Below are 18695 nucleotides of genomic sequence, written 5' to 3'. Positions count from 1 at the left end.
ATCCGATTGCCGGGCTGCCGCAAAGCATGTTATCAGCGCTTGTTGTAGCGGTCGAAGGCATCCTGGTAAATCTTCGTCACTTTATCGATCCCCATCTCCTTGATCCGCTTTACGTAGTCGTCGAATTTATCCAAAGGCTCTTTTCCCATCACGAATTTGATAAACATTTCTTCCTTGTAACTCGTAATTGCCGTGTTCAGCTTGGCGATTTCTTTGCTCTCCTCTACGGACGGCGTAATAAACTGCGGCATCACATGCTTCGCCGCATCGGTCTCGGCCCATATTTTCAGGGCTTCGTCCTGCTGCTTGAATGTATTGAAGTTTTTCCGGCTGTCCCCGAGGTAAGGACCGTTCGGTTTCGTATATTGGGAAATCATTTGCTGAAGGGTGTATTTCCCGTCTTTTGCGATTTTATCGGTAAATGCGGGCGTGCCGTTGTTCAGGGTATAGCTGTCGCCTTCCGTCCCGAAGTTAAAAAGCAGACTGCCCTTCTCGCCGTACGCGTAATCCAGCCACCTCACGGCCAGTTCCGGATTTTTGGAGGCATCCGAAACCGCTTTGCTGGCAGCCGGATTATACTTGAAATCCCGCTGGCCGATGAACGGGCGCTCGCCTTTGGTCAGCGTCGGATAAGGAGCGGCGACGAGCTGAAAATTCGGGTTCTTCTTCTTTCCCGTATCCATCCATCTCCCCATTCCGCCGCTCAGGAGATGAACCGTGGCACCCGTGCTGTCGTTCAGCATTTTCGTATCCAGTGATTTGGAATCCGTATTGAGGGCGAAATCTTTATCGATCAGCCCCTCCGCATACCACTTGCGCAGAAGCGTCAGCGCCTCTTTGAATTGAGGATCGATCGGCCCGTATCTGACTTTTCCCCCATCGTCGATATAGTACCGGTTTGCCGTTTTGTAGGCGCCGATAAAAGCGTCCTGGATGTTAAACTCGTTCTGGTATAAGGCGGAAAACGGCGAGGTCGCCCCTTTGCGCTCTTTAAACGCTTTCAAAACGGTGTACCAGTCGTCGATCGTTACCGGAACGTCCAATTTTAATTCGTCCAGCCAGTCCTTACGGATCATGGGTCCCCGGAACACGAGTCCGTTCTCCGGGCGGATCATCGGAAATACGTAATAATTACCGCTGTCCGTTTTGATCATTTTGTCCAGTTCTTTGTCCTGTTCGAGCAGCTTTTTCAAGTTGGGCGCGTACTTGTCGATATACGGATTGAGCGGAATGATCACCTTATCGGCGATGGCTTTCTCCGGTCCGCCCGGGTACGACCCGTTTCCGCCGCTCCAGTTGTACTCGATCACATCGGGCAAATTGTTGGACGCGATCAAGAGATTGAACTGGTCTTTGGACTGACCGTCCGCCGGGTGCGTGTATTTCACTTTGATGCCCGTTTCTTTCTCCAGCTGTTTGCCGAACGGCGAGTCCGCCAGATTCGTTACGAACGCGGAAAGGTTCGTGTCCATCGGTTCCCACGAAGTTAGCGTTTCTTCCGCACGAACCGGGTATTTGCCGGGTTCCGAAGCCACCGCCGATTCTTTCTCTTCCTTCCCTCCTCTTCCACCGGCCGAACAAGCCGCGAGCATAACCGAAGCTGCCAAAACGACGATGACGCCCGAACGGCTGTTTTTTCTTCCCGCATGTCTGACCATGCAAACCCTCCTCTTCAAAATCACGGATGCACGGCTGCGTCGCACATCTCAGTGTCAGTATGACCTGCCGCTGCCTCCAAAAGATATCTTCAAAAACCGGAATGGCCCATCAATTTGCCGAAATCCGGGGTGTCCGGAAGCCTGTAAAAACCGCAATCCGTCTGTAAAAAACATACAAAAGCGTAAAAACCGCACGCAGCGGCTTTTACAGGATTTCTTTGTACTTACCCGGTGTGACGCCTTCGAATTTTTTGAAAATCCGGTTGAAGGTATTGATATCGGAATAGCCGACTTTCCGGGCAATTTCAATGATCGGGTCACTCGATTGCGACAGAAGTTTCTTAGCTTCCGCAAGTCGGACCTTCTGGATCACGTCCAGCAGCGCTTCACCCGTCTGAGCTTTAAACTGCTTGGACAAATAAGAAGGCGTGAGACCGAACGCTTCTCCGATCATGCTAATATTCAGGTTTTCCGAGCTGTAATTCTGCCGCACATACTCCGCTACCTGCCGGCTGAGCTGATCGTGCTCCGGTTTTCGGCTTTCCTGGATAAATCCGCATACGCGCGACAGCACCTCCCGCATACCGGCCGTCATTTCCTGAAGCGTCTCCGAGCCCGCCAGCCGTTCGGCCGGATTCAGTTCGCGGATCAGCTCCCGTTTGCCCGGCAGTCCGATTTCATCGAGCGCTTTGAGCAGGGTCCCGACCAGATCGAACAGCAGACAGCGGCTGAGAGGCACGGAAAGCGTCTTCTGTACCACATTGTGCTCAATAACTTGTTCCACGAGCGCATTCGCCTGCCCGAAATCCCCCGCTTTCACGAAGTTGATCAACTGCTGCTCCACATGCATCGGAAAGGAATAGAAAGCCGCCTCCCCGAATTCGTCTCCCCCGGGAAGATCCCCGTAGGCGATCACTTCACCGCTGCCCATAACGATGCGGTATTCCATCGCGGTCAGCGCTTCTTGATAAGCGAGGGGAACGGTCGCGAGACCCGCATGAACGCCGCTGATCGCGATCGTCAACCGGACCTGAAAATGGTCCAGCAGAAACGCTTGCACCTGCTGAGCGAGCCGCCGGATCTCTCCTTCGTCGGCTTCCGGACTGATATTCAGTATGCAGGCCTGCATGTCGTCTATCCCGGTAGCGACCGCACTGCATCTTCCGGCTACCGCCGCTTCTTCCGCCACGTTCATCAGAAGGAAATGAATCTGCCGGATTTTTTGGGCGTCGCCACTGCCGGGCTCGTCCCACTTTCCGAATTGATCGATCCGGAAGAGCAGGACGGCATAGTGCTCATACGGAAATCCGATATCGTGAGCGGCCAAGGATTCATGAACCGGCACATTGGGATCGAGCCTGCCTTTGAGAAGCCCCTGCAGAAAGTGGGACCGGATCGCATCCCGATGCTGCATCAACCGCCGGCTGACGTTCTCCTTCTCGGCAAAAGCGTTGTTTAACGCCTTCTGGACGAAGCCGTATTCATTGGACCCTTCTTCGAACGCCAGACCCGACTTGGTAGAGAGATTACGGATCAGACCATGAATGGGGCTGTAATTCTTTTTTAGGAAAAGGAACGTCAAAATCCCCCCGATCAAGAGGCTCAAAAACAAATTCACAAAAATAAGAACCGACATATGCTCCATCTTCTCGTCAAAAATCTCCGCCGGCATCATCGACACGTACTTCCAGCCGGTCTGTTCGGATGTGGTGTAGGAGACGGCCAGATTCCTTCCGGCCGATTTTTTGTAAACGAGCCCGCTCTTGCCGGAGAGCTCCCCGTAGGCCGGATAATCGGTCTTTTGGGCGGTGCCGGAGGAAGCCAGCAGCCGGTTTTTCTCGTCCAGCACGGCTACGGAGGCATTATGGACCGGCGCGAGATTCGCCAGAAGCTTAGATTCCTTGATCACAAAAAGAATGACACCGCCGGGAAGATCCGGATTGTCCAAAATAACCGATTTGGCGTACAGGACGGCGCCGGTTTTGCTGCCGTTCTCCGTAAGCGTCACCGGCGCATACTCCTGGATAAATCTTTTATCGAAAAAAGATTTCCATTCGTCGTAGTCCGTGTTTTCGTTTTCGCGTAAAGTCTCATACAAGGCACGGCTATCCGTGCGCTCGCGGGATGATATGACCGTATCGCTATTTTTGTAATAGATATAAATCTGATCGATAAAATCGTTGGCTACCTTATATACGCCCAGATCACCCGCAATGCCGATCAGCTCATAGTGGTCGTCGTCCGTCAGAGGGCTGCCCGCATGGATAAACCCCGCAAGCCGCTTGTTAAGCGCCATTTCGACGCTAAGCCTTTCGATGCCTTTCAAATGATTGTCGATCGCCTGCTCCATCTGCTTGATCACGGCCTCATTGGACCGGTTGACTTCCGTTTCGACCACATTCCACGTCACCATATAAATCACACCGTTGATCAGAACGGGAACAAGCAGCACGGTTATGTAGGAAATGAGCCAGGTTACAATAACGCTGCGCCGGTTAAATGATATTCTCTTCAGGCTGTACACTCCCCCATCATCTCGTGATGTAAACGCTTTATTGAATATTATACCGAAAAGGAGAACCGGGAACATGAACGCGGGTCATGCTTCTTTTATGATTTTTTTGTAAAGGTGCATAAAAAAAGCCAGTGTTCTCGGCGGAACAGACTGGCTGCATGCTATCTCCGTTTCGTTTACGTGCGGCAGTGCCGCGTCATGACGCCAGCCTTACCACGAGAACACCGGCCAAAGCCAGAAGCATGCCGCATGCTTCCCTCCCGGAAATTTTTTCTTTGAGGTAGAACTGCGCGTACAGCAGAACCAGCACGACGCTCATCGCGCTGATGGCGGATACGATCCCCGTCACGCCTCCCCGGAATGCGGGGATGATGAACAGCATCCCGGCCAGGTTCGTGATGCCGACGGTCATCCCCCAGAGTACGGTCCGTTTCATCGACCACTGAGGGGATGCCGGATTGTCCGTGCCGCCCGTAACAGGGTGCGTCCGGACATCGTCTTCGCTTCCGTGAAGAGCCTTGTCCCCTTCGGAGTGCCGTGAAATCTGAGCGTGCTGCACGTCGGGCCCGCAGCCGGGCTCCCGGTCGTTCATGCTGACGCTCGCCGTCTCGGAAGCCACGATTTTTTGACCCGTCTCCGCCGGAACCTTCAGCCTGGACAGCAGATACATGCATGCGAATAGGATCGTGCCTGTACCGTACATGACGGTTAATACAGGCAGCGTATTTGCAGCCGATAAGGTCGCCTGTTTGGATGATAAATCCGTAAAGCCGAAGAACAGCATCGTCAGCAGGCCCCACTGGATTCCCTGCAGCTGCCCCAGCTTCAGATCATGCGAATACCGGATGACGAGCAGGCCGAGAATGACGATGCAAAAACCGGCCAGCTGCATGATGCCAAGTGCTTCTCCCCACAGGAAATACGCAAGAGTCGCCACGACCACCGGCGGCAGACCCGTAAACAGTGCGATCAGAGAGGCTCGCCCGACCGAATAGCCTTTATACATCGACGCGTTCGCAATAAAGGAGAAAAGCCCCATAGGAATCCCGAACCACACGCCGAAAGTCCATGCCTGGTTAACAAACAAATTAACGGCAAACGAGATCAAAGCGCCGGACAAATAAACGCCGAATAACAGCACATTCCGGTCGGTGCGCCGCTGGGAAGTCCATTGATACAAAATACCCCGCAGTCCGAAAGAGACCGCGGCAAGTGAAGCATACATAAACCACATCGTTCGTTTCCTCCGCTCCGTGCAATCCGTCATGTTTGTAATGTCTATCATCTGTATAGTCATAATAGCCTTTAATACCGCCGGCTGTATACCCGGTTCCGCGTAAGCTTTTTCTGCACGCTGCTGCGTCCGGGTTACACCGGCATTTGATTTCCCCAGGATGCCAAGTCGTTTTCCGCAGCAATTCGCTCACTGTGTCCGAATTTCGTTATCTTGCGGTTTCATTCGGGAACGGGTACGTAAATGACTGGACAGAGGTATACTTTGTTCAGAAAGCCCGATTACCGACCCTTTTAATAACCGAAAGAGAGGATTTTACGCCATGAACTATTCCAGCGGCTCAGTCTTTTACCGGGCAATTAGGCCATTACGAAATGAAGTTTCCGTTTCGCTGCACGATTCACCCCTGAAGCCTGGATATACAGGGACCGTCCTTCGTTCAGATTGGGATGCAATCGGAAACGACGGCTTTTGCACCGAAGGAGGGATCGAACATGCCGGATAATATCGCCTGTCGGATCGCCGGTCTGGACTGGGATTCGATCCGGCTGTCTTTGGACGAGCACGGATATGCGAAGCTCCCTCCTATGCTCGAATCCTCGCAATGCGAAGAGCTTATCGGCGGTTACGGAGAAGAGCGGCTTTACCGCAGCACGATCAACATGGCCCGGTACCGTTTCGGGCTCGGCGAGTACAAATACTATCGCGCGCCCCTTCCGGATGTGATTCGGGAGATGCGCGAAGCGTTTTATCCGCCGCTGGCGGACATCGCAAACTCCTGGTTGAAGCGGCTGGACAAAGAGACCTCGTATCCGGACTCGCTAGCCGGGTTTTTGGAACAGTGCCGCCGGGAGGAACAAACACGCCCGACCCCGCTCATCCTCAAGTATGAAGCCGGAGGCTACAACTGCCTGCATCAGGATGTATACGGAAGCGTGTTCTTCCCCTTCCAGGTCGTGTTTGCGCTGAATCAGCGTGAGCAGGATTACACGGGCGGAGAATTTCTGCTGGTGGAACAGCGGCCTCGTGCGCAGAGCAGAGGACATGTACTTACGCTGGAGCGCGGCGAGGGGCTGATTTTCCCGACGACCCATCGTCCGGTGTTAGGCTCCAGGGGGTACTACAAGACTACGCTCCGGCATGGCGTAAGCACAGTAACGACAGGCACACGCTACAGTCTGGGACTTGTTTTTCACGATGCCGAGTAACAGTTTGTCTATTCCGGGCCTTTAAGTTCGACACGTGCAGAAAGCCCAGCATTGAGGTATACTGGATAAATCTACATAGAGGAAGGACTGAACTATGCGCAGATATCAATACTTTAACCCGCCGAAGATAAATAAAACTGGAGGTAGAGTTATTGATGAAAGACAACCTGGAATCGGGAAGACTCCTACTGCGGACCTTGACGGAAGCGGATGCCCCCCGTCTCTTTGAGATCTGGTCTTCTCCCGACGTAACGAAATTTATGAATATCGACCCGTTTACGGAGGCTAAACAGGCAGCGGATATGATCGCCTTTCTGAACGGACTGGCCCTGGAAAACAAGGCTGTCCGCTATGCGGTCATCGAGAAGGAATCGAATGCCATCATAGGTTCCTGCGGGTTCAATGAACTCGATTACGGACAGCGCAAAGCGGAAATCGGCTATGACCTGGACTCTGCTTTCTGGGGAAAAGGCTATGCGCCCGAGGCAATCGGATGCCTGCTTGCTTATGCGTTCGGCGAACTTGGAATGAACCTCATCGAAGCTAAAGTCGAGCCTGAAAACGTCAATTCGATTAAAGTCTTGCAGAAGCTGCGTTTTACATTCGCAGGCACGCTTAGCAGCGAGGAAGACGCCGATTCCGGCCCTTCTTCACCGCCTTTAAATCTGTATACGAGAAGCCGGGAAGACTGACTTGCTCCGGCCCGGTCACGCAGCAAAGACTGCCGCACATTCGCGGCAGTCTTTTTTGACGTTTTTCGCCTTACTCGCGTTTCTTGAAGCATTCCGGCAGCCTACATTAGCTTCGGTCCGTAAGCCTGCGGCTAATTCACGACCAGTTCGGGCTTGTTAGCGGGATTCTCCCGGCTGTTGAACTGGATCGTACGGTCTTGGTCGGACACTCCTTCCACGATCAGCGTGACAATGCCGTCGGAAAGCTGGTCCTTGACGAAAGACGTGACATCCAGTTCATAGTACGTCAGCGTCGAGCCGACCTGGATGGTGGATAAGGCACCCGTGTCGGCGGCAGGCGCGTTGTTCCAGGTGAGCCCCGTCTCCGTCCAGCCGTCCGCCGCCGCTCCCGACACTTTGACTTGGACGTTCGAAGCGTCCTGCGTGTTGCCGCCGAACAGGCGAAGCTTGGCGGAATTCACGGCGGTCAGACCGCTGACGTCGAACTTGAGGTAAGCCTTCCGGGTGTAGCCCGCGGCCGTACCGTCTTTGACGTACAGCGTCGGGGCTGTCCCGTAATTGACCCCAGCGCCGGAACCGTCGAGCACGTATGCGTCGGCTATCGGCGCTTTGACACCTGCCGGGGGCGTTGCCGGAACGCCGGCGCCGTTGTAAGCGCCGATATTCGGCGCGGCTGTTGCGGAAACGGCTCCGCCGAAATAATCTTTGCCGCCGTTATTCGCGATAAGCTTGCCGGCGTTTAGCGCCGGAGAACCGGCTTTCAGGCGGTAAGCTGCCGCCGTTGCCAGGCCGGTGCCTGCGCCTCCCGGATTCGTAAACGTCGGGTCGGCAGTCCGTTTGGCGGGGTCGGCGGGTTCATTCGCCGAATGGGTTCCGCTGGCTTCATAGAAGATATTGTTGCTGAAAGTGGTCTGGCCCCAGTTGGCCGCGGTTCCCCAATTGGTCGTGACGGACGGATTCGCGTTGTAGAAAATATTGTTCGTAAACTGGTAGCCGGTTTTGGTGGCATCGTTGCCCCCGATTACCTTGTGCGTAGCGCCGTTATAGTAGAAGACATTGTTGTAGATCGAAGCCGGAGTCGCCTCGTTCGCATTGAAATGACGGATGATATTGCCTTCATTCTGGCTGATATGATAGCGCATCACATCGTTCTTGTTCGTGCCCATCATCAGCACATGTCCCATCGGATTATCGTGACTGTAATTGTACTGGTAGGTCGTATTTTCCAGATACAAATCGAAGTCCCATGCGCATCCGTCCTGATTGGACGCCGGTCCGCCGAACGCCTCGTTATACTGCAGGACGGTGTTTTTGGCGACGGCCAGCCAGATGGCGGCAATCGCATTGGTGGAGGCGACACGCGTACCGAAACGGTTGGCCACGTTATATTCGACGAGAGCCCCGTCCGTATCCCGCAGAATGATGCTGTCTCCGCCGACATCCTCCAGATTGTTGTGGCCGATATAGACGTTCGTATTCCAGTTGCCATACGTGCGTGTGCTCGTCGTGCTGAAGCTGTCGTCGTTCACATAATTGCTGTGGGCCGCCGCCCGGATTCCGACGCGGTCCACTTTGCGGATGGAGTTGTTTTCGATCCGGAGATCGTTGAATCTGGCGTAGGTGCGGGTGGACGTAGCCGCCGTTCCCTGAATAACCGTAATAATGCCGCCGTTTTCCTTCTGTCCCGCATTGTTGCTTCCGTCAACATCGTGAACGTCATTATTGCGGATGTAAATGTGATTGTAAACCCGGTCGCTTTCGTTGGCGTCGATGACGACGAAAATCCCTGCCCGGAGTGCCGCGGAGTCATTGTTCTCGATGGAAAAATTGTCATCGTTCGTTACTTCCAGATTGTTGATTTCCCAATATTCCTGGTTGCGGAGAAACACGGTTCCGGTATTGTACGTTTTCGAACTGTTGTAAACGGTCTGGTTAAAATTGCTACCGCCACCGTTTATAACCGGTTTGCTCCCGGTTCCGTACTTGTCGATAACAATCGGACTGCCGTCCGTACCGGAACCTTTGGGCCAAAGCTGGCCGTTCCAGACACCGCCGGATTTGAACAAAATCTGATCGCCCGGCTGAAATGTCGTCGCGTTCACTTTGGCTAACGTCTTCCAGGCCTGCGCCTGGGAGGTGCCGCTGTTGGCATCGTTTCCGGCGGCTGAATCCACGTAGTAAGCCGTACCGGCCGCGTGAGCAGGCTCCACACCGTAGAAAACGTTTACAAAAAGCGATAGGAATAAAACGGCTGCCGTCCAGGCACTGATTCTGCTGGAAATTTTCTGCACGATGACTTGCCTCCTTTTTCGTAATGTGCGAGAGCCTCGCTCCATTACTTTACAAAATATTCCTCCCCCCGCCATAGGCAAAATTTTGACTTTCCTGTGCAGCCTTTTTACTCTGTTACGTTGACTGTCCCTTCCGATTCCAGCGGCTTTAAGCCGATGATTTCCGTCCGGGCCAGACGCGAAGCCAGTTCCGCGGCATATCGCTCATCCGTATAAAGAATCCGGACACGTTCTTTCACGTCTTCGAACGGCTCGTATTCCGCCTTTCCCCGTTCCGCGTAGCGGACGATGTACAGCCGCTCTCCCTCCCCGATCACGCCGCTCAACTGGCCGATCTGAAGCCCCTCCGCCTCTTGCAGCAGCGCCGGATACCTCTCCCCGTCGGCTTTGCGGTCCGCCGGTTCGAACCAGCGCGCTTCCGCCGTGAGACCGCTGTCAGTCTGTCCGGCCAGGCTTTCGAAGGCTTCTCCCGCCTTCAGCCTGTCCGCCGCCCTGCTCAGCTTCTCGGCACCGCTTGCGCTGTTTTCCGCCGAAAGGAGCTGCAGGCGGATTTTGGACGGACGTTTGAACCGGACGTCCTTCATGCGTTCGTACGCGGCCTGCAGTTCGGCGTCGCCGGCGGCAAAATCTTGCCCGGCCAGCGCTTCTTTCAGCCGGAGCTGCAAGTTCGACTGCTCGTAGCGGTAATATCCGGCGGCATCGTAAGCGACCGGACCGTAAACCGGCTCGCCGCGATCGGCAGCGGATTTCCGTCTGGCATTCTCCTGCCGCCAGCGCTTCTCGAATTCACCGAAATCGAGTCCGCCCGCGGTGAGTCCTTTTTCCTTCGCCCACAGCTGCTCGGTCTTCAGCTCCTTCACCCGTTGAAGCGTCTTCGCGTTCAATTCTTCCGGCTTCACCGTGCTTCTCAGCATGTCCCGGACGAGTGTAAATTCGCCGTATTGGATAGGCTCATTACCGATAGATGCGACGACAGTGTATTCCGTTACGGATGAGGATTTATAACGCGTATAACCTGCCGCTGCGGCTGCCGCCGTTACAATAAGCGCCGACACGACGATGATTCGGGCGAACCGGTTTTTCTTCCCGTCCCGTTTCATCGCTTGCTTTCTTTTGGTGCCCATCCGACTCCCTCCATTCAAGGTTCGGCTTTGTTTTCCTTATCTTAAAAAAGACGGAGTCGGTTTGCCAGGAACTCCATTGACTTTTTGATCCGAAAACGTGCATGATTTTGACTTTTTTCTCCACATAATCCGATATTTCGGCAAAATATCCACTCCCATATAGCCCAGTTGAGTCATGTTAATTTTCACATTCATGGATATAATTGGTTTACGGAATTCCGCATATACAAAAGAGGAGGAAGAAAAACATTCATGAAAACACGTAAATATCATTTGTGGGTAGGGTTGATCGCGTCAATATTTATTTTTGTGGAAGCGCTAACAGGCATTCTTCTGGTCCACACAAGCTCCATGGGTTTCAACAAGCAGGTACAAACCTACGAAGCCCCCGCGGCTTCGAGCTCCGGTCAGCAGCCATTGAATGTGGCCGAAGCCGTTTTGAAAGCGAGCCAATCCGGCGCTTTTGATCTCTCGCAGGCCCGGCTCGTCATGAACCATACGCTGGGAGACGGTCATCACGGAACGGCGGGAGATTACAAAGTCCGGCTGCGCGACGACGATCAGACCCTCTTTGTCATCGACCTAAACGGGAATGTGATTCGCAAGGAAGTAAACAATGTCAACAATTTCGTCCGGGATCTCCACTTCGGCGAGCTGTACGGCAAAGATATTACGTGGTTCGTCGATATCGCGGCCATTTCCATTATGTTTCTGACCGCCACCGGCATTGTCCTTTCCATTCGTGTTCTGAAAGCGGGGTCGATACGCAAAAACAAACGTAAAAAGGCGGAAGCCGCAGGCTAGATCTCAACTTTGGAGGAGGTATAGATAATGTCTACGATTCTCGATACGATCGGCAATTCCCCTCTTATACGGTTAAACCGTCTTGTCGAGTCGGCGGATTCGGAAATTTATTTGAAAATGGAGCGTACCAATCCCGGCGGAAGTATCAAGGATCGTCCCGCGCTTTACATTATCGAGGAGGCGGAAAGAAGAGGCTGGCTCCGTCCCGGCGGCACGCTTATCGAATCGTCTTCGGGTAATTTCGGCATCTCGCTGGCCATGATCGGCGCGGCCAAAGGGTATCGCGTCATCGTGCTGGTTGACCCGAAAACGACGCCCGTCAATCTGGCCATGATGAAAGCGTACGGCGCGGAGGTTATCGTGGTCACCGAACAGGACGACAGCGGGTCCTACCACAAGACGCGGATTGCGCTGGCCAACAAGCTGCACCGGGAAATTCCCGGCTCGTTCCGGCCGGATCAGTGTTTCAACCCGTGGAACGGGGAAGCTCATTATGTTCAGACGGCGAAAGAGCTAATGGATCAAAGCGGTCACGGGATTGATGCCGTTATCGTCACTGTCAGCACAGGCGGTCAGATCGGAGGCCTTTCGCGTTACATCAAGGAATACGCCCCGCATGTGAAAGTGATTGCGGTCGATGCGGTCGGTTCGACCATTTTCGGCGGCAAGGCGCACGCTTATCTTCTGCCCGGCATGGGACTGAGCTGGACACCGACCAATGTGGACGATTTGCGGCGCATCGACGAAATTTACAAAGTTCCGGACGAGGATGCGTTCCTCATGTGCCGCGTGCTTGCCAAGCACGAAGGAATATTGGGCGGCGGTTCAACGGGAGCCGGCATGGTCGCCGCCTGGAAGCTGGCGCAGCTCATGGGAAGGGGAAAACGGATCGTTTGCGTCGCCTCCGACAACGGAGAACGTTACCTGCCGACCATCTATAATGACGACTGGCTGCAGGAACGCGGAATTTTGACGGATATCGGACTTCAGGAAATGAAGGTACGCGTCCGCGAGCTGCCTCCCTACAGCAGAAATCCCGCCGAAACGGCCAACTACAAACCCCAGCTGGCCGAACAGCTCGATTCCCCCAGCCGACTGATCTCAAGGGAGCTGTTCCGGCATGGATAATCCGTATTCCTTCCGGTCTCTGCAAGTGTATGCGGTTACAATTCTGTTTTACTGCATTGTCTACATGGTGCTGATGATTCTTCCCTTCTATGCCATCACGGCCGGCGCCGGCGAAATGGAAATCGGTCTTATCATGGGGACGACGATGTTCGCCTCCATGATCTGCCGACCCATTGCCGGAACCGTTATCGACCGCTACGGGACCCGGAAAGTATTTGTGCTCGCGCTGCTTCTTTTTACCGTTTCTTTAGCGGGCTATTTCATTCCAAACCTGTGGCTTTTCGGGCTGGTCCGAGCCGTTCAAGGCATCGTAGCGGCTTTCTTTTCCACGGCCATGGAGATTATCACGATGGACCTGCTTTCCGAGAAAATGAGGGCACAGGGCTTGTCCCTTTATTCCCTCGCGACCATGATCCCCTCGACATTCGGGCCTACCATCGCACTGCTTCTGAAAGACTGGCTGCCGATGATCTGGATTTTCGGTTCGTTGTTTATGATGAGTTTGGGCATATTCCTGTTCGGTCTGTCACTTTCCAGGCAAATGAAGCCGTCAGCCGCTGCACCCCCGGCAGAAATTCCGGATGATCCGGCAGCGGCGGGTCCTCTTTCCCGGAAAGGCGTATGGAAAAGCCGGACGCTGCTTCTCTCTTCCGCTGTTATGCTTCTTGCCTCGGTCGCCAACGGAGCCATTTTCACCTTTCTTCCCTTGTATCTGGAGAAACAAGGCCTGAAATTTGCCGAGCTTTATTTTCTCATTCAGACACTTGTGCTGGTCCTGACCCGGTTTGCGGGCCGGAAGTATATTCCTTCCGACGGGAGCTTTCCCGGCCGGATTCTGTTCCCTGCTCTCGCTTTGGCTAGCCTCGGCTCATTGATTCTGGGAACCAGCCTGTCACCCGCCGTGCTGGCGGCTGCGGCTGTTTTTAACGGCATCGCATTCGCTCTGCTGTATCCGGCGCTGTTGACCTATGTGTCCTTCTCCGTTCCGCATTTTGCGCGGGGGCTGCTGATCGGTCTGTTTATCGGGGCCGCCGATCTCGGATTTTCGCTGGGGGCTTTGGCCATGGGACCTGTCGCTTCTTCCTTCTCGTTTCCGGTCATGTTTATAACGGGAGGCGCGCTTTGTTTGCTCGCAGGATTTGCGGGCTTAGGATTCCGCGTGCGGCGCACGGAAAACGGAAAGAACCAGACGGCAGCCAGATTGTAAACTCTGCTGTTATTCCGGCTCCGGCTTATCGCGTACGACAAAACCCGAAAATTGTCTAGTTTATTCCTCTCCGCCCTGTGTCCAAGTAATTAGGGAGAGGAGCTGATGAGAGTGAATACGCATAAAAAGACAAATAACCACGCTTATTTCATAGGAGGCGGCATCGCTTCCCTGGCTGGAGCCGTATTTCTGATCCGGGACGGCGGCTGGGCCGGCGAACGGATTCATATCTTGGAAGACCGTCCGGTAAACGGCGGATCTTTGGACGGAAGCGGTGACGGCCAGCAAGGCTATGTGATCCGGGGAGGGCGGATGCTGAACGAACCGACTTACGAATGCACGTGGGAGCTTCTGGATTCCATTCCTTCGATCGATTCGCCCGGCAAGTCCGTCAAAGACGACATCTACGCCTTTACGGAGAAATATCCGACCCATGCACAGGCACGCCTCGTGGATAAAGACCGGAATATCGTCGACGTCGAGCATATGCTCTTTTCCAATAAAGACCGTCTGGATATCGGTAAACTGCTTGTCACATCGGAAGAGCATCTCGGCAGGCAAAAAATTAACGAATGGTTCGAACCCGAATTTTTTGAAACGAATTTCTGGTTTATGTGGGCAACAATGTTCGCTTTTCAGCCTTGGCACAGCCTGGTGGAGTTCAAAAGATACATGATCCGGTTTATGCATGAGTTTCCCCGTATCCATACCCTGGCCGGTGTCGCCCGCACGCCCTATAATCAATTTGATTCGATCGTGCTTCCGATCCAGCGGTGGCTGGAAAGCCAGGGCGTCCGGTACGAGAGCAATACGCGCGTAACCGATCTGGATTTCAAGCCGGACCCCACGGGAAAAAGCTCAGTGGTGGCGGACCGCATACAGGTCGTTAAAGACGGGAATACCGGCTCGATTGAGATAAACCCGGACGATCTCGTGTTCTTTACGAACGGCTCCATGACGGAAAGCTCGGATCTCGGTTCGATGACCTCCGCACCGGAGCTTGGCGGAAAAGGACCTTCGTTCGGACTGTGGGAAAAGATTGCGGCAAAACTGCCGGGTTCCGGCAATCCATCCGCTTTCGACGATCATATCCCCGAGTCCAAATGGGCATCCTTTACGGTCACCTGTAAGAACCCGATGTTTTTCAACTTCATGGAAAACTTCTCCGGCAACAAAGCGGGTACTGGCGCGCTTGTGACCTTCAAGGACTCCAGCTGGCTGATGTCCGTCGTGCTTGCGCACCAACCGCATTTCCGCAATCAGCCGGAAGATGTGCAGGTATTCTGGGGTTACGGCCTCTTCCCGGACAAACCGGGCGATTTCGTACCGAAGAAAATGTCCGAATGTACGGGCGAGGAAATTTTAACGGAGCTGTTGTCCCATCTGAAACTGGCGGAAAAACTGCCGGAAATGCTGGAAAGCTCCATTTGCATTCCCTGCATGATGCCGTTCATCACGAGCCAGTTCATGCCGCGCGAAGCGGGGGACCGTCCGCAAGTCGTGCCGGACGGCTCGGGAAATTTCGCTTTTATCGGCCAATTTACCGAAATACCGGATGATGTCGTGTTCACAGTGGAATATTCCGTCCGAACGGCTCAAACGGCTGTCTATAAACTGCTCGACATCGACAAAAAGATTCCCGGGATGTACCACGGGAACCATCATGCAAAGGTGCTATTCGATTCGTTGGTGACCATGGTCAGATAGCCCGCTCCGAGAAGCTCCCGCCGAACCGGCGGGGGCTTTTTTTGGGGGATGCCGCTACATTTCTCCGCCCCCGCTGACCGGCAGGTAAGTGCCTGTCAAGTAAGAGCTGTCTTCGCTGACGTAAAATGCGATCGCCCGCGCGATATCCGCAGGCTGACCGATCCTTCCGAGGGGTAAACGCCCCGCTTGCTGCTGTTTGAACGCTTCCGGTATCGACGCGGTCGCATCCGTATCCACCATACCGGGCGAGACGATATTCGCGGTGATGCCTGCGCCGCCGAACTCTTGGGCAATATACCGGACAAAGCTGTTTAAGGCTCCCTTGGAGGTGCCGTGCGAGATGAACAGCGGAGCCGCATGATTGCCGAGTCCACTGGACACATAAACGAGCTTCCCCGACTTCTGCTTTTTCATAAAAGGCAGTACGGCTTTGGTTGAGACGAAAGCGGCTTGAAGCTCATCGTTCGTCTTCTGGATAAACTCCTCCCAGGACATATCTTCGAAGGACTTCTGGACAAAATTCATACCGGCGTTGTGGACCAGAATGTCTACCGTCCCGAAGCGGGATGCCGTTTCCGACACGAGCCCGTTCATCTGCTCCGCACTGCGGGCATCCGCTTGCAAAGCCGCAGCTTCTCCTCCGTTTTCCCGTATGGAAGCAACGACATTCTCCGCAGCCGAAGCATTGCTTGCGTAATTGACGATGACTTTGGCTCCGCGTCCGGCAAGCAGCTTCGCTGCTGCGGCACCGATTCCCCGGCTGGAACCTGTTATAATAGCGACTTTCCCTTTCATATGCGCTCTCTCCTTCTTCATCTTGTTTGGATCAGAGAATCTCATCTTCAAGCTGTCTACATAAACTAAGACATTTTGTCTGAACGAAGTGTCTCTATATGAATCCGTATGATTGCTATCCAGGGAATGCAGTCGTTCAGCCTGCCCGGTTACAGCCTAGGCTTTCCTGCTACGAGCGCTCTCAGATACCGGTTTACATTTAATACCGACTTGTGAGCTGAAAATAAATTGAACCCAAGTCTCCTCCGGATCGACTATGTTTATGAAGATAAAATTGAAAGGATTGATACACGATTATGTTAAAAAACAGGAAATGGATTTCTGCCGGATTGGGGATGTTGGTCCTTGCCGCGGCACTTCCCTTTAATGCGGGAGCAGCATCAAAAGAATCTGCTCCCCACGCACTAACACTGGAACAAGTGACAAAAGAAATCAGGGAAAAGGCTCTGGGCCCCGTTTACGTGGAATGGAAAGAAATCACTAATTTCGATGGCGGAAAAAGCAGCATGGTCTGGTACAAGTCATGGGAGGATGCTCCGAATGCCCGGTACAGGCTGGAAACCAGCTATGATGCGGCCGGAAAAACGCTGAACACCCTGATCGTTAACGGAGACGACGGTCTTTCTTATATGGCCGAAGGAAACAAAACAAGCAAGATCAAACTGAATGGCACGGAATTTAACAGCTACTCTAAACTTTCTAAAATACGCCTTGAAACACTCCTGACGGATACGGAAGATCCCGCTTATCAAGGAGAAGAAACCATTTTAGGCCGACAAGCTTACCACCTTTCCGGTAAAAGCAAGAAAACAGTTCTCAAGTTTACCGATCAAGCGGGTGCTGAGATATCTACGCCGGTAATTACGCCGGCCAGAGAACAATGGTTTGATACGGAAACCGGCATGCTGCTTAAAGAACGGGCGGCTAAACCGTCCGAAAGCGGTTTTGAAACCGTCGTTAGCGCTATAAAAGTGTCACCGCAGATTACTCCCGATGTATTCGACTTCGAATCGATTACTAAGAGGCCTGATGAGATACAGGTAACCATCGACGGTCAAAAACAGCAGTTCGAGCAGCCTCCGGTAATCGTAGAAGGCAACACGTTGGTGCCGTTAAGAGCTATTTTTGAAAAGTTCGGCGCAAACATCATATGGAACGAGAAAGAACAATCCGTTACAGCCCAAAAAGGCGGCACCACGATCTATTTGAAAATCGGAACTAAAAGTGCCACCGTTAACGGCGCGAGCAAAGTACTAGAAGTGCCTGCGCAGCTCGTGAACGAACACACGATGGTTCCGGTTCGGTTCATCAGCGAAGCACTCGGTGCCGATGTAAAGTGGGAACCTTCGTCCCAAACGGTGGTTATTACGAATCCGTAAGAATATGCCTCCTTTAAGGGCCTGCTTCCGGCTTCAGAACAACGAAAAACCGGGCAGCGGAACGCTGCCTGGTTTTTCGTCAACTGAGTGAACCCTCCGATTTCACGATTTCATTCCGTTTTTTTGTTTAAACTGTCCAGACTCTTGAACTCATAACCCTGCTTTCTTGCTTCATCAATAATTTTGTCCAAGGCATCCGTATTGTCCTTTGAAATGGAGTGCAGCAGAATGACCGCGCCCGGATGAAGCTGGGCAACCACTTTATCGTAGGCATATTTCCAGCCCTTTTGATCTTTGACGTCCCAGTCTTTATAAGCAATCGACCAAAATACGTTGATGTAGCCGTGTTGTTTGCTGACCTCTAACACCCGGTCGCTGAAAATTCCGCGGGGCGGGCGCATAAAAGACATCGTCTGCACCCCGGTCAGATTGACGACGGCATTTTTGACCCGGTCCAGCTCGGTCTTTATTTTCTCGTCGGAGATTTGGGACATGTCCGGATGACTCCAGGAATGGTTTCCGATAAGATGACCTTCTGCCGTCATTCGTTTAACCAATTCGGGCTTATCCTCGACATAATGACCGGTTAGGAAAAAAGCCGCGGGCACTTGCTTCGCTTTTAATACATCGAGTATTTTGGGCGTATACCCGTTTTCATACCCGTTATCGAAAGTTAGATAAAGTTCTTTTTTGCCGGTATCCCCTAGAAAAACCGCATCATGTTTCTCCAAAATACTCTTGAATCCTTCTTCATCAATGGAGGCAGGCTTACCTTGTTTGCTCTTTTTGAATCCGAAGTGATACGGCTTATTCCCTCCATCCGCCGCCAAGGTATCTAAAGGAAAAACCGTGATGAGAATTGTCAATAAAGCAAAAACGATCGTGACCTTTTTCATGATTCGCCTCCGATTTCATATCTTTGATGCATTGGTAATATGTCTCTAATCGGAGGG

General features: G+C 53.1%; 14 protein-coding genes. 7 read left to right on the top strand and 7 right to left on the bottom strand.

The window, feature by feature from the left end; translation table 11 throughout:
• Positions 1 to 32 precede the first annotated feature (32 nt).
• The 3 genes from KVT34_RS04690 to KVT34_RS04680 all read right to left on the bottom strand — a co-directional run bounded on the left by KVT34_RS04690 (position 33) and on the right by KVT34_RS04680 (position 5407).
• Positions 33 to 1658: an extracellular solute-binding protein gene (locus KVT34_RS04690; RefSeq protein ID WP_217556979.1), complete on the bottom strand. Its 1626-nt coding sequence runs from the start codon at positions 1656 to 1658 to the stop codon at positions 33 to 35.
• A gap of 205 nt (positions 1659 to 1863) precedes the next feature.
• Positions 1864 to 4182 (bottom strand): helix-turn-helix domain-containing protein, encoded by a 2319-nt coding sequence (locus KVT34_RS04685; RefSeq protein ID WP_217556977.1) that lies wholly within the window; start codon positions 4180 to 4182, stop codon positions 1864 to 1866.
• A gap of 187 nt (positions 4183 to 4369) precedes the next feature.
• Entirely contained in the window at positions 4370 to 5407 is a 1038-nt protein-coding gene (locus KVT34_RS04680) for an EamA family transporter (RefSeq protein WP_217556975.1), read from the bottom strand.
• A 494-nt stretch (positions 5408 to 5901) separates the two neighbouring features.
• Between KVT34_RS04680 and KVT34_RS04675 the strand changes: the two genes are divergently transcribed.
• A complete protein-coding gene (locus KVT34_RS04675) occupies positions 5902 to 6615 on the top strand; it encodes a 2OG-Fe(II) oxygenase (protein WP_217556973.1) in 714 nt (237 codons plus the stop codon).
• Between the two features lie 155 nt (positions 6616 to 6770).
• A complete protein-coding gene (locus KVT34_RS04670) occupies positions 6771 to 7307 on the top strand; it encodes a GNAT family N-acetyltransferase (RefSeq protein WP_217557286.1) in 537 nt (178 codons plus the stop codon).
• A gap of 131 nt (positions 7308 to 7438) precedes the next feature.
• On the opposite strand, the gene KVT34_RS04665 is transcribed toward KVT34_RS04670, so the two are convergent.
• Positions 7439 to 9598: a CBM96 family carbohydrate-binding protein gene (locus KVT34_RS04665; protein WP_217556971.1), complete on the bottom strand. Its 2160-nt coding sequence runs from the start codon at positions 9596 to 9598 to the stop codon at positions 7439 to 7441.
• Positions 9599 to 9705: 107 nt separating this feature from the next.
• Positions 9706 to 10722 (bottom strand): peptidyl-prolyl cis-trans isomerase, encoded by a 1017-nt coding sequence (locus KVT34_RS04660; RefSeq protein ID WP_217556969.1) that lies wholly within the window; start codon positions 10720 to 10722, stop codon positions 9706 to 9708.
• 252 nt (positions 10723 to 10974) lie between these two features.
• Here KVT34_RS04660 and KVT34_RS04655 point away from each other — a divergent pair, with 252 nt between their 5' ends.
• From KVT34_RS04655 to KVT34_RS04640, 4 genes are all read left to right on the top strand, one after another.
• Positions 10975 to 11526, top strand: a complete 552-nt coding sequence (locus tag KVT34_RS04655; protein WP_217556967.1) for a PepSY-associated TM helix domain-containing protein — start codon at positions 10975 to 10977, stop codon at positions 11524 to 11526.
• Positions 11527 to 11553: 27 nt separating this feature from the next.
• A complete protein-coding gene (locus KVT34_RS04650) occupies positions 11554 to 12654 on the top strand; it encodes a PLP-dependent cysteine synthase family protein (RefSeq protein ID WP_217556965.1) in 1101 nt (366 codons plus the stop codon).
• Positions 12647 to 13861 (top strand): staphylopine family metallophore export MFS transporter CntE, encoded by a 1215-nt coding sequence (gene cntE / locus KVT34_RS04645; protein ID WP_217556963.1) that lies wholly within the window; start codon positions 12647 to 12649, stop codon positions 13859 to 13861. Before KVT34_RS04650 ends, cntE begins: the two co-directional genes overlap by 8 nt.
• Before the next feature lie 105 nt (positions 13862 to 13966).
• The gene (locus tag KVT34_RS04640; protein WP_217556961.1) at positions 13967 to 15568 is read left to right on the top strand and encodes an oleate hydratase; all 1602 of its coding nucleotides are present in this window, start codon (positions 13967 to 13969) and stop codon (positions 15566 to 15568) included.
• Between the two features lie 54 nt (positions 15569 to 15622).
• Here KVT34_RS04640 and KVT34_RS04635 read toward each other — a convergent pair whose 3' ends face one another.
• Positions 15623 to 16363 (bottom strand): SDR family NAD(P)-dependent oxidoreductase, encoded by a 741-nt coding sequence (locus KVT34_RS04635; RefSeq protein ID WP_217556959.1) that lies wholly within the window; start codon positions 16361 to 16363, stop codon positions 15623 to 15625.
• A 335-nt stretch (positions 16364 to 16698) separates the two neighbouring features.
• On the opposite strand from KVT34_RS04635, the gene KVT34_RS04630 reads away from it, so the two are divergent.
• Positions 16699 to 17742: a stalk domain-containing protein gene (locus KVT34_RS04630; protein WP_254634613.1), complete on the top strand. Its 1044-nt coding sequence runs from the start codon at positions 16699 to 16701 to the stop codon at positions 17740 to 17742.
• 110 nt (positions 17743 to 17852) lie between these two features.
• Here KVT34_RS04630 and pdaA read toward each other — a convergent pair whose 3' ends face one another.
• The gene (pdaA, locus tag KVT34_RS04625) at positions 17853 to 18638 is read right to left on the bottom strand and encodes a delta-lactam-biosynthetic de-N-acetylase (protein ID WP_217556954.1); all 786 of its coding nucleotides are present in this window, start codon (positions 18636 to 18638) and stop codon (positions 17853 to 17855) included.
• Positions 18639 to 18695 lie beyond the last annotated feature (57 nt).

It is taken from the genome of Paenibacillus sp. GbtcB18 (genome assembly GCF_019091125.1).
In the GTDB taxonomy this organism is placed as follows: Bacteria; Bacillota; Bacilli; order Paenibacillales; family NBRC-103111; genus Paenibacillus_F; species Paenibacillus_F chitinolyticus.
This window is presented reverse-complemented; position numbering and strand designations above follow the sequence as displayed.

Coding starts and splice junctions, on each gene's coding strand:
- KVT34_RS04660 (WP_217556969.1), bottom strand. CDS start 10,722: ATGGGCACCAAAAGAAAGCAAGCGATGAAACGGGACGGGAAGAAAAAC.
- pdaA (WP_217556954.1), bottom strand. CDS start 18,638: ATGAAAAAGGTCACGATCGTTTTTGCTTTATTGACAATTCTCATCACG.
- KVT34_RS04690 (WP_217556979.1), bottom strand. CDS start 1,658: ATGGTCAGACATGCGGGAAGAAAAAACAGCCGTTCGGGCGTCATCGTC.
- KVT34_RS04650 (WP_217556965.1), top strand. CDS start 11,554: ATGTCTACGATTCTCGATACGATCGGCAATTCCCCTCTTATACGGTTA.
- KVT34_RS04675 (WP_217556973.1), top strand. CDS start 5,902: ATGCCGGATAATATCGCCTGTCGGATCGCCGGTCTGGACTGGGATTCG.
- KVT34_RS04670 (WP_217557286.1), top strand. CDS start 6,771: ATGAAAGACAACCTGGAATCGGGAAGACTCCTACTGCGGACCTTGACG.
- KVT34_RS04680 (WP_217556975.1), bottom strand. CDS start 5,407: ATGTGGTTTATGTATGCTTCACTTGCCGCGGTCTCTTTCGGACTGCGG.
- KVT34_RS04630 (WP_254634613.1), top strand. CDS start 16,699: ATGTTGGTCCTTGCCGCGGCACTTCCCTTTAATGCGGGAGCAGCATCA.
- cntE (WP_217556963.1), top strand. CDS start 12,647: ATGGATAATCCGTATTCCTTCCGGTCTCTGCAAGTGTATGCGGTTACA.
- KVT34_RS04640 (WP_217556961.1), top strand. CDS start 13,967: ATGAGAGTGAATACGCATAAAAAGACAAATAACCACGCTTATTTCATA.
- KVT34_RS04655 (WP_217556967.1), top strand. CDS start 10,975: ATGAAAACACGTAAATATCATTTGTGGGTAGGGTTGATCGCGTCAATA.
- KVT34_RS04635 (WP_217556959.1), bottom strand. CDS start 16,363: ATGAAAGGGAAAGTCGCTATTATAACAGGTTCCAGCCGGGGAATCGGT.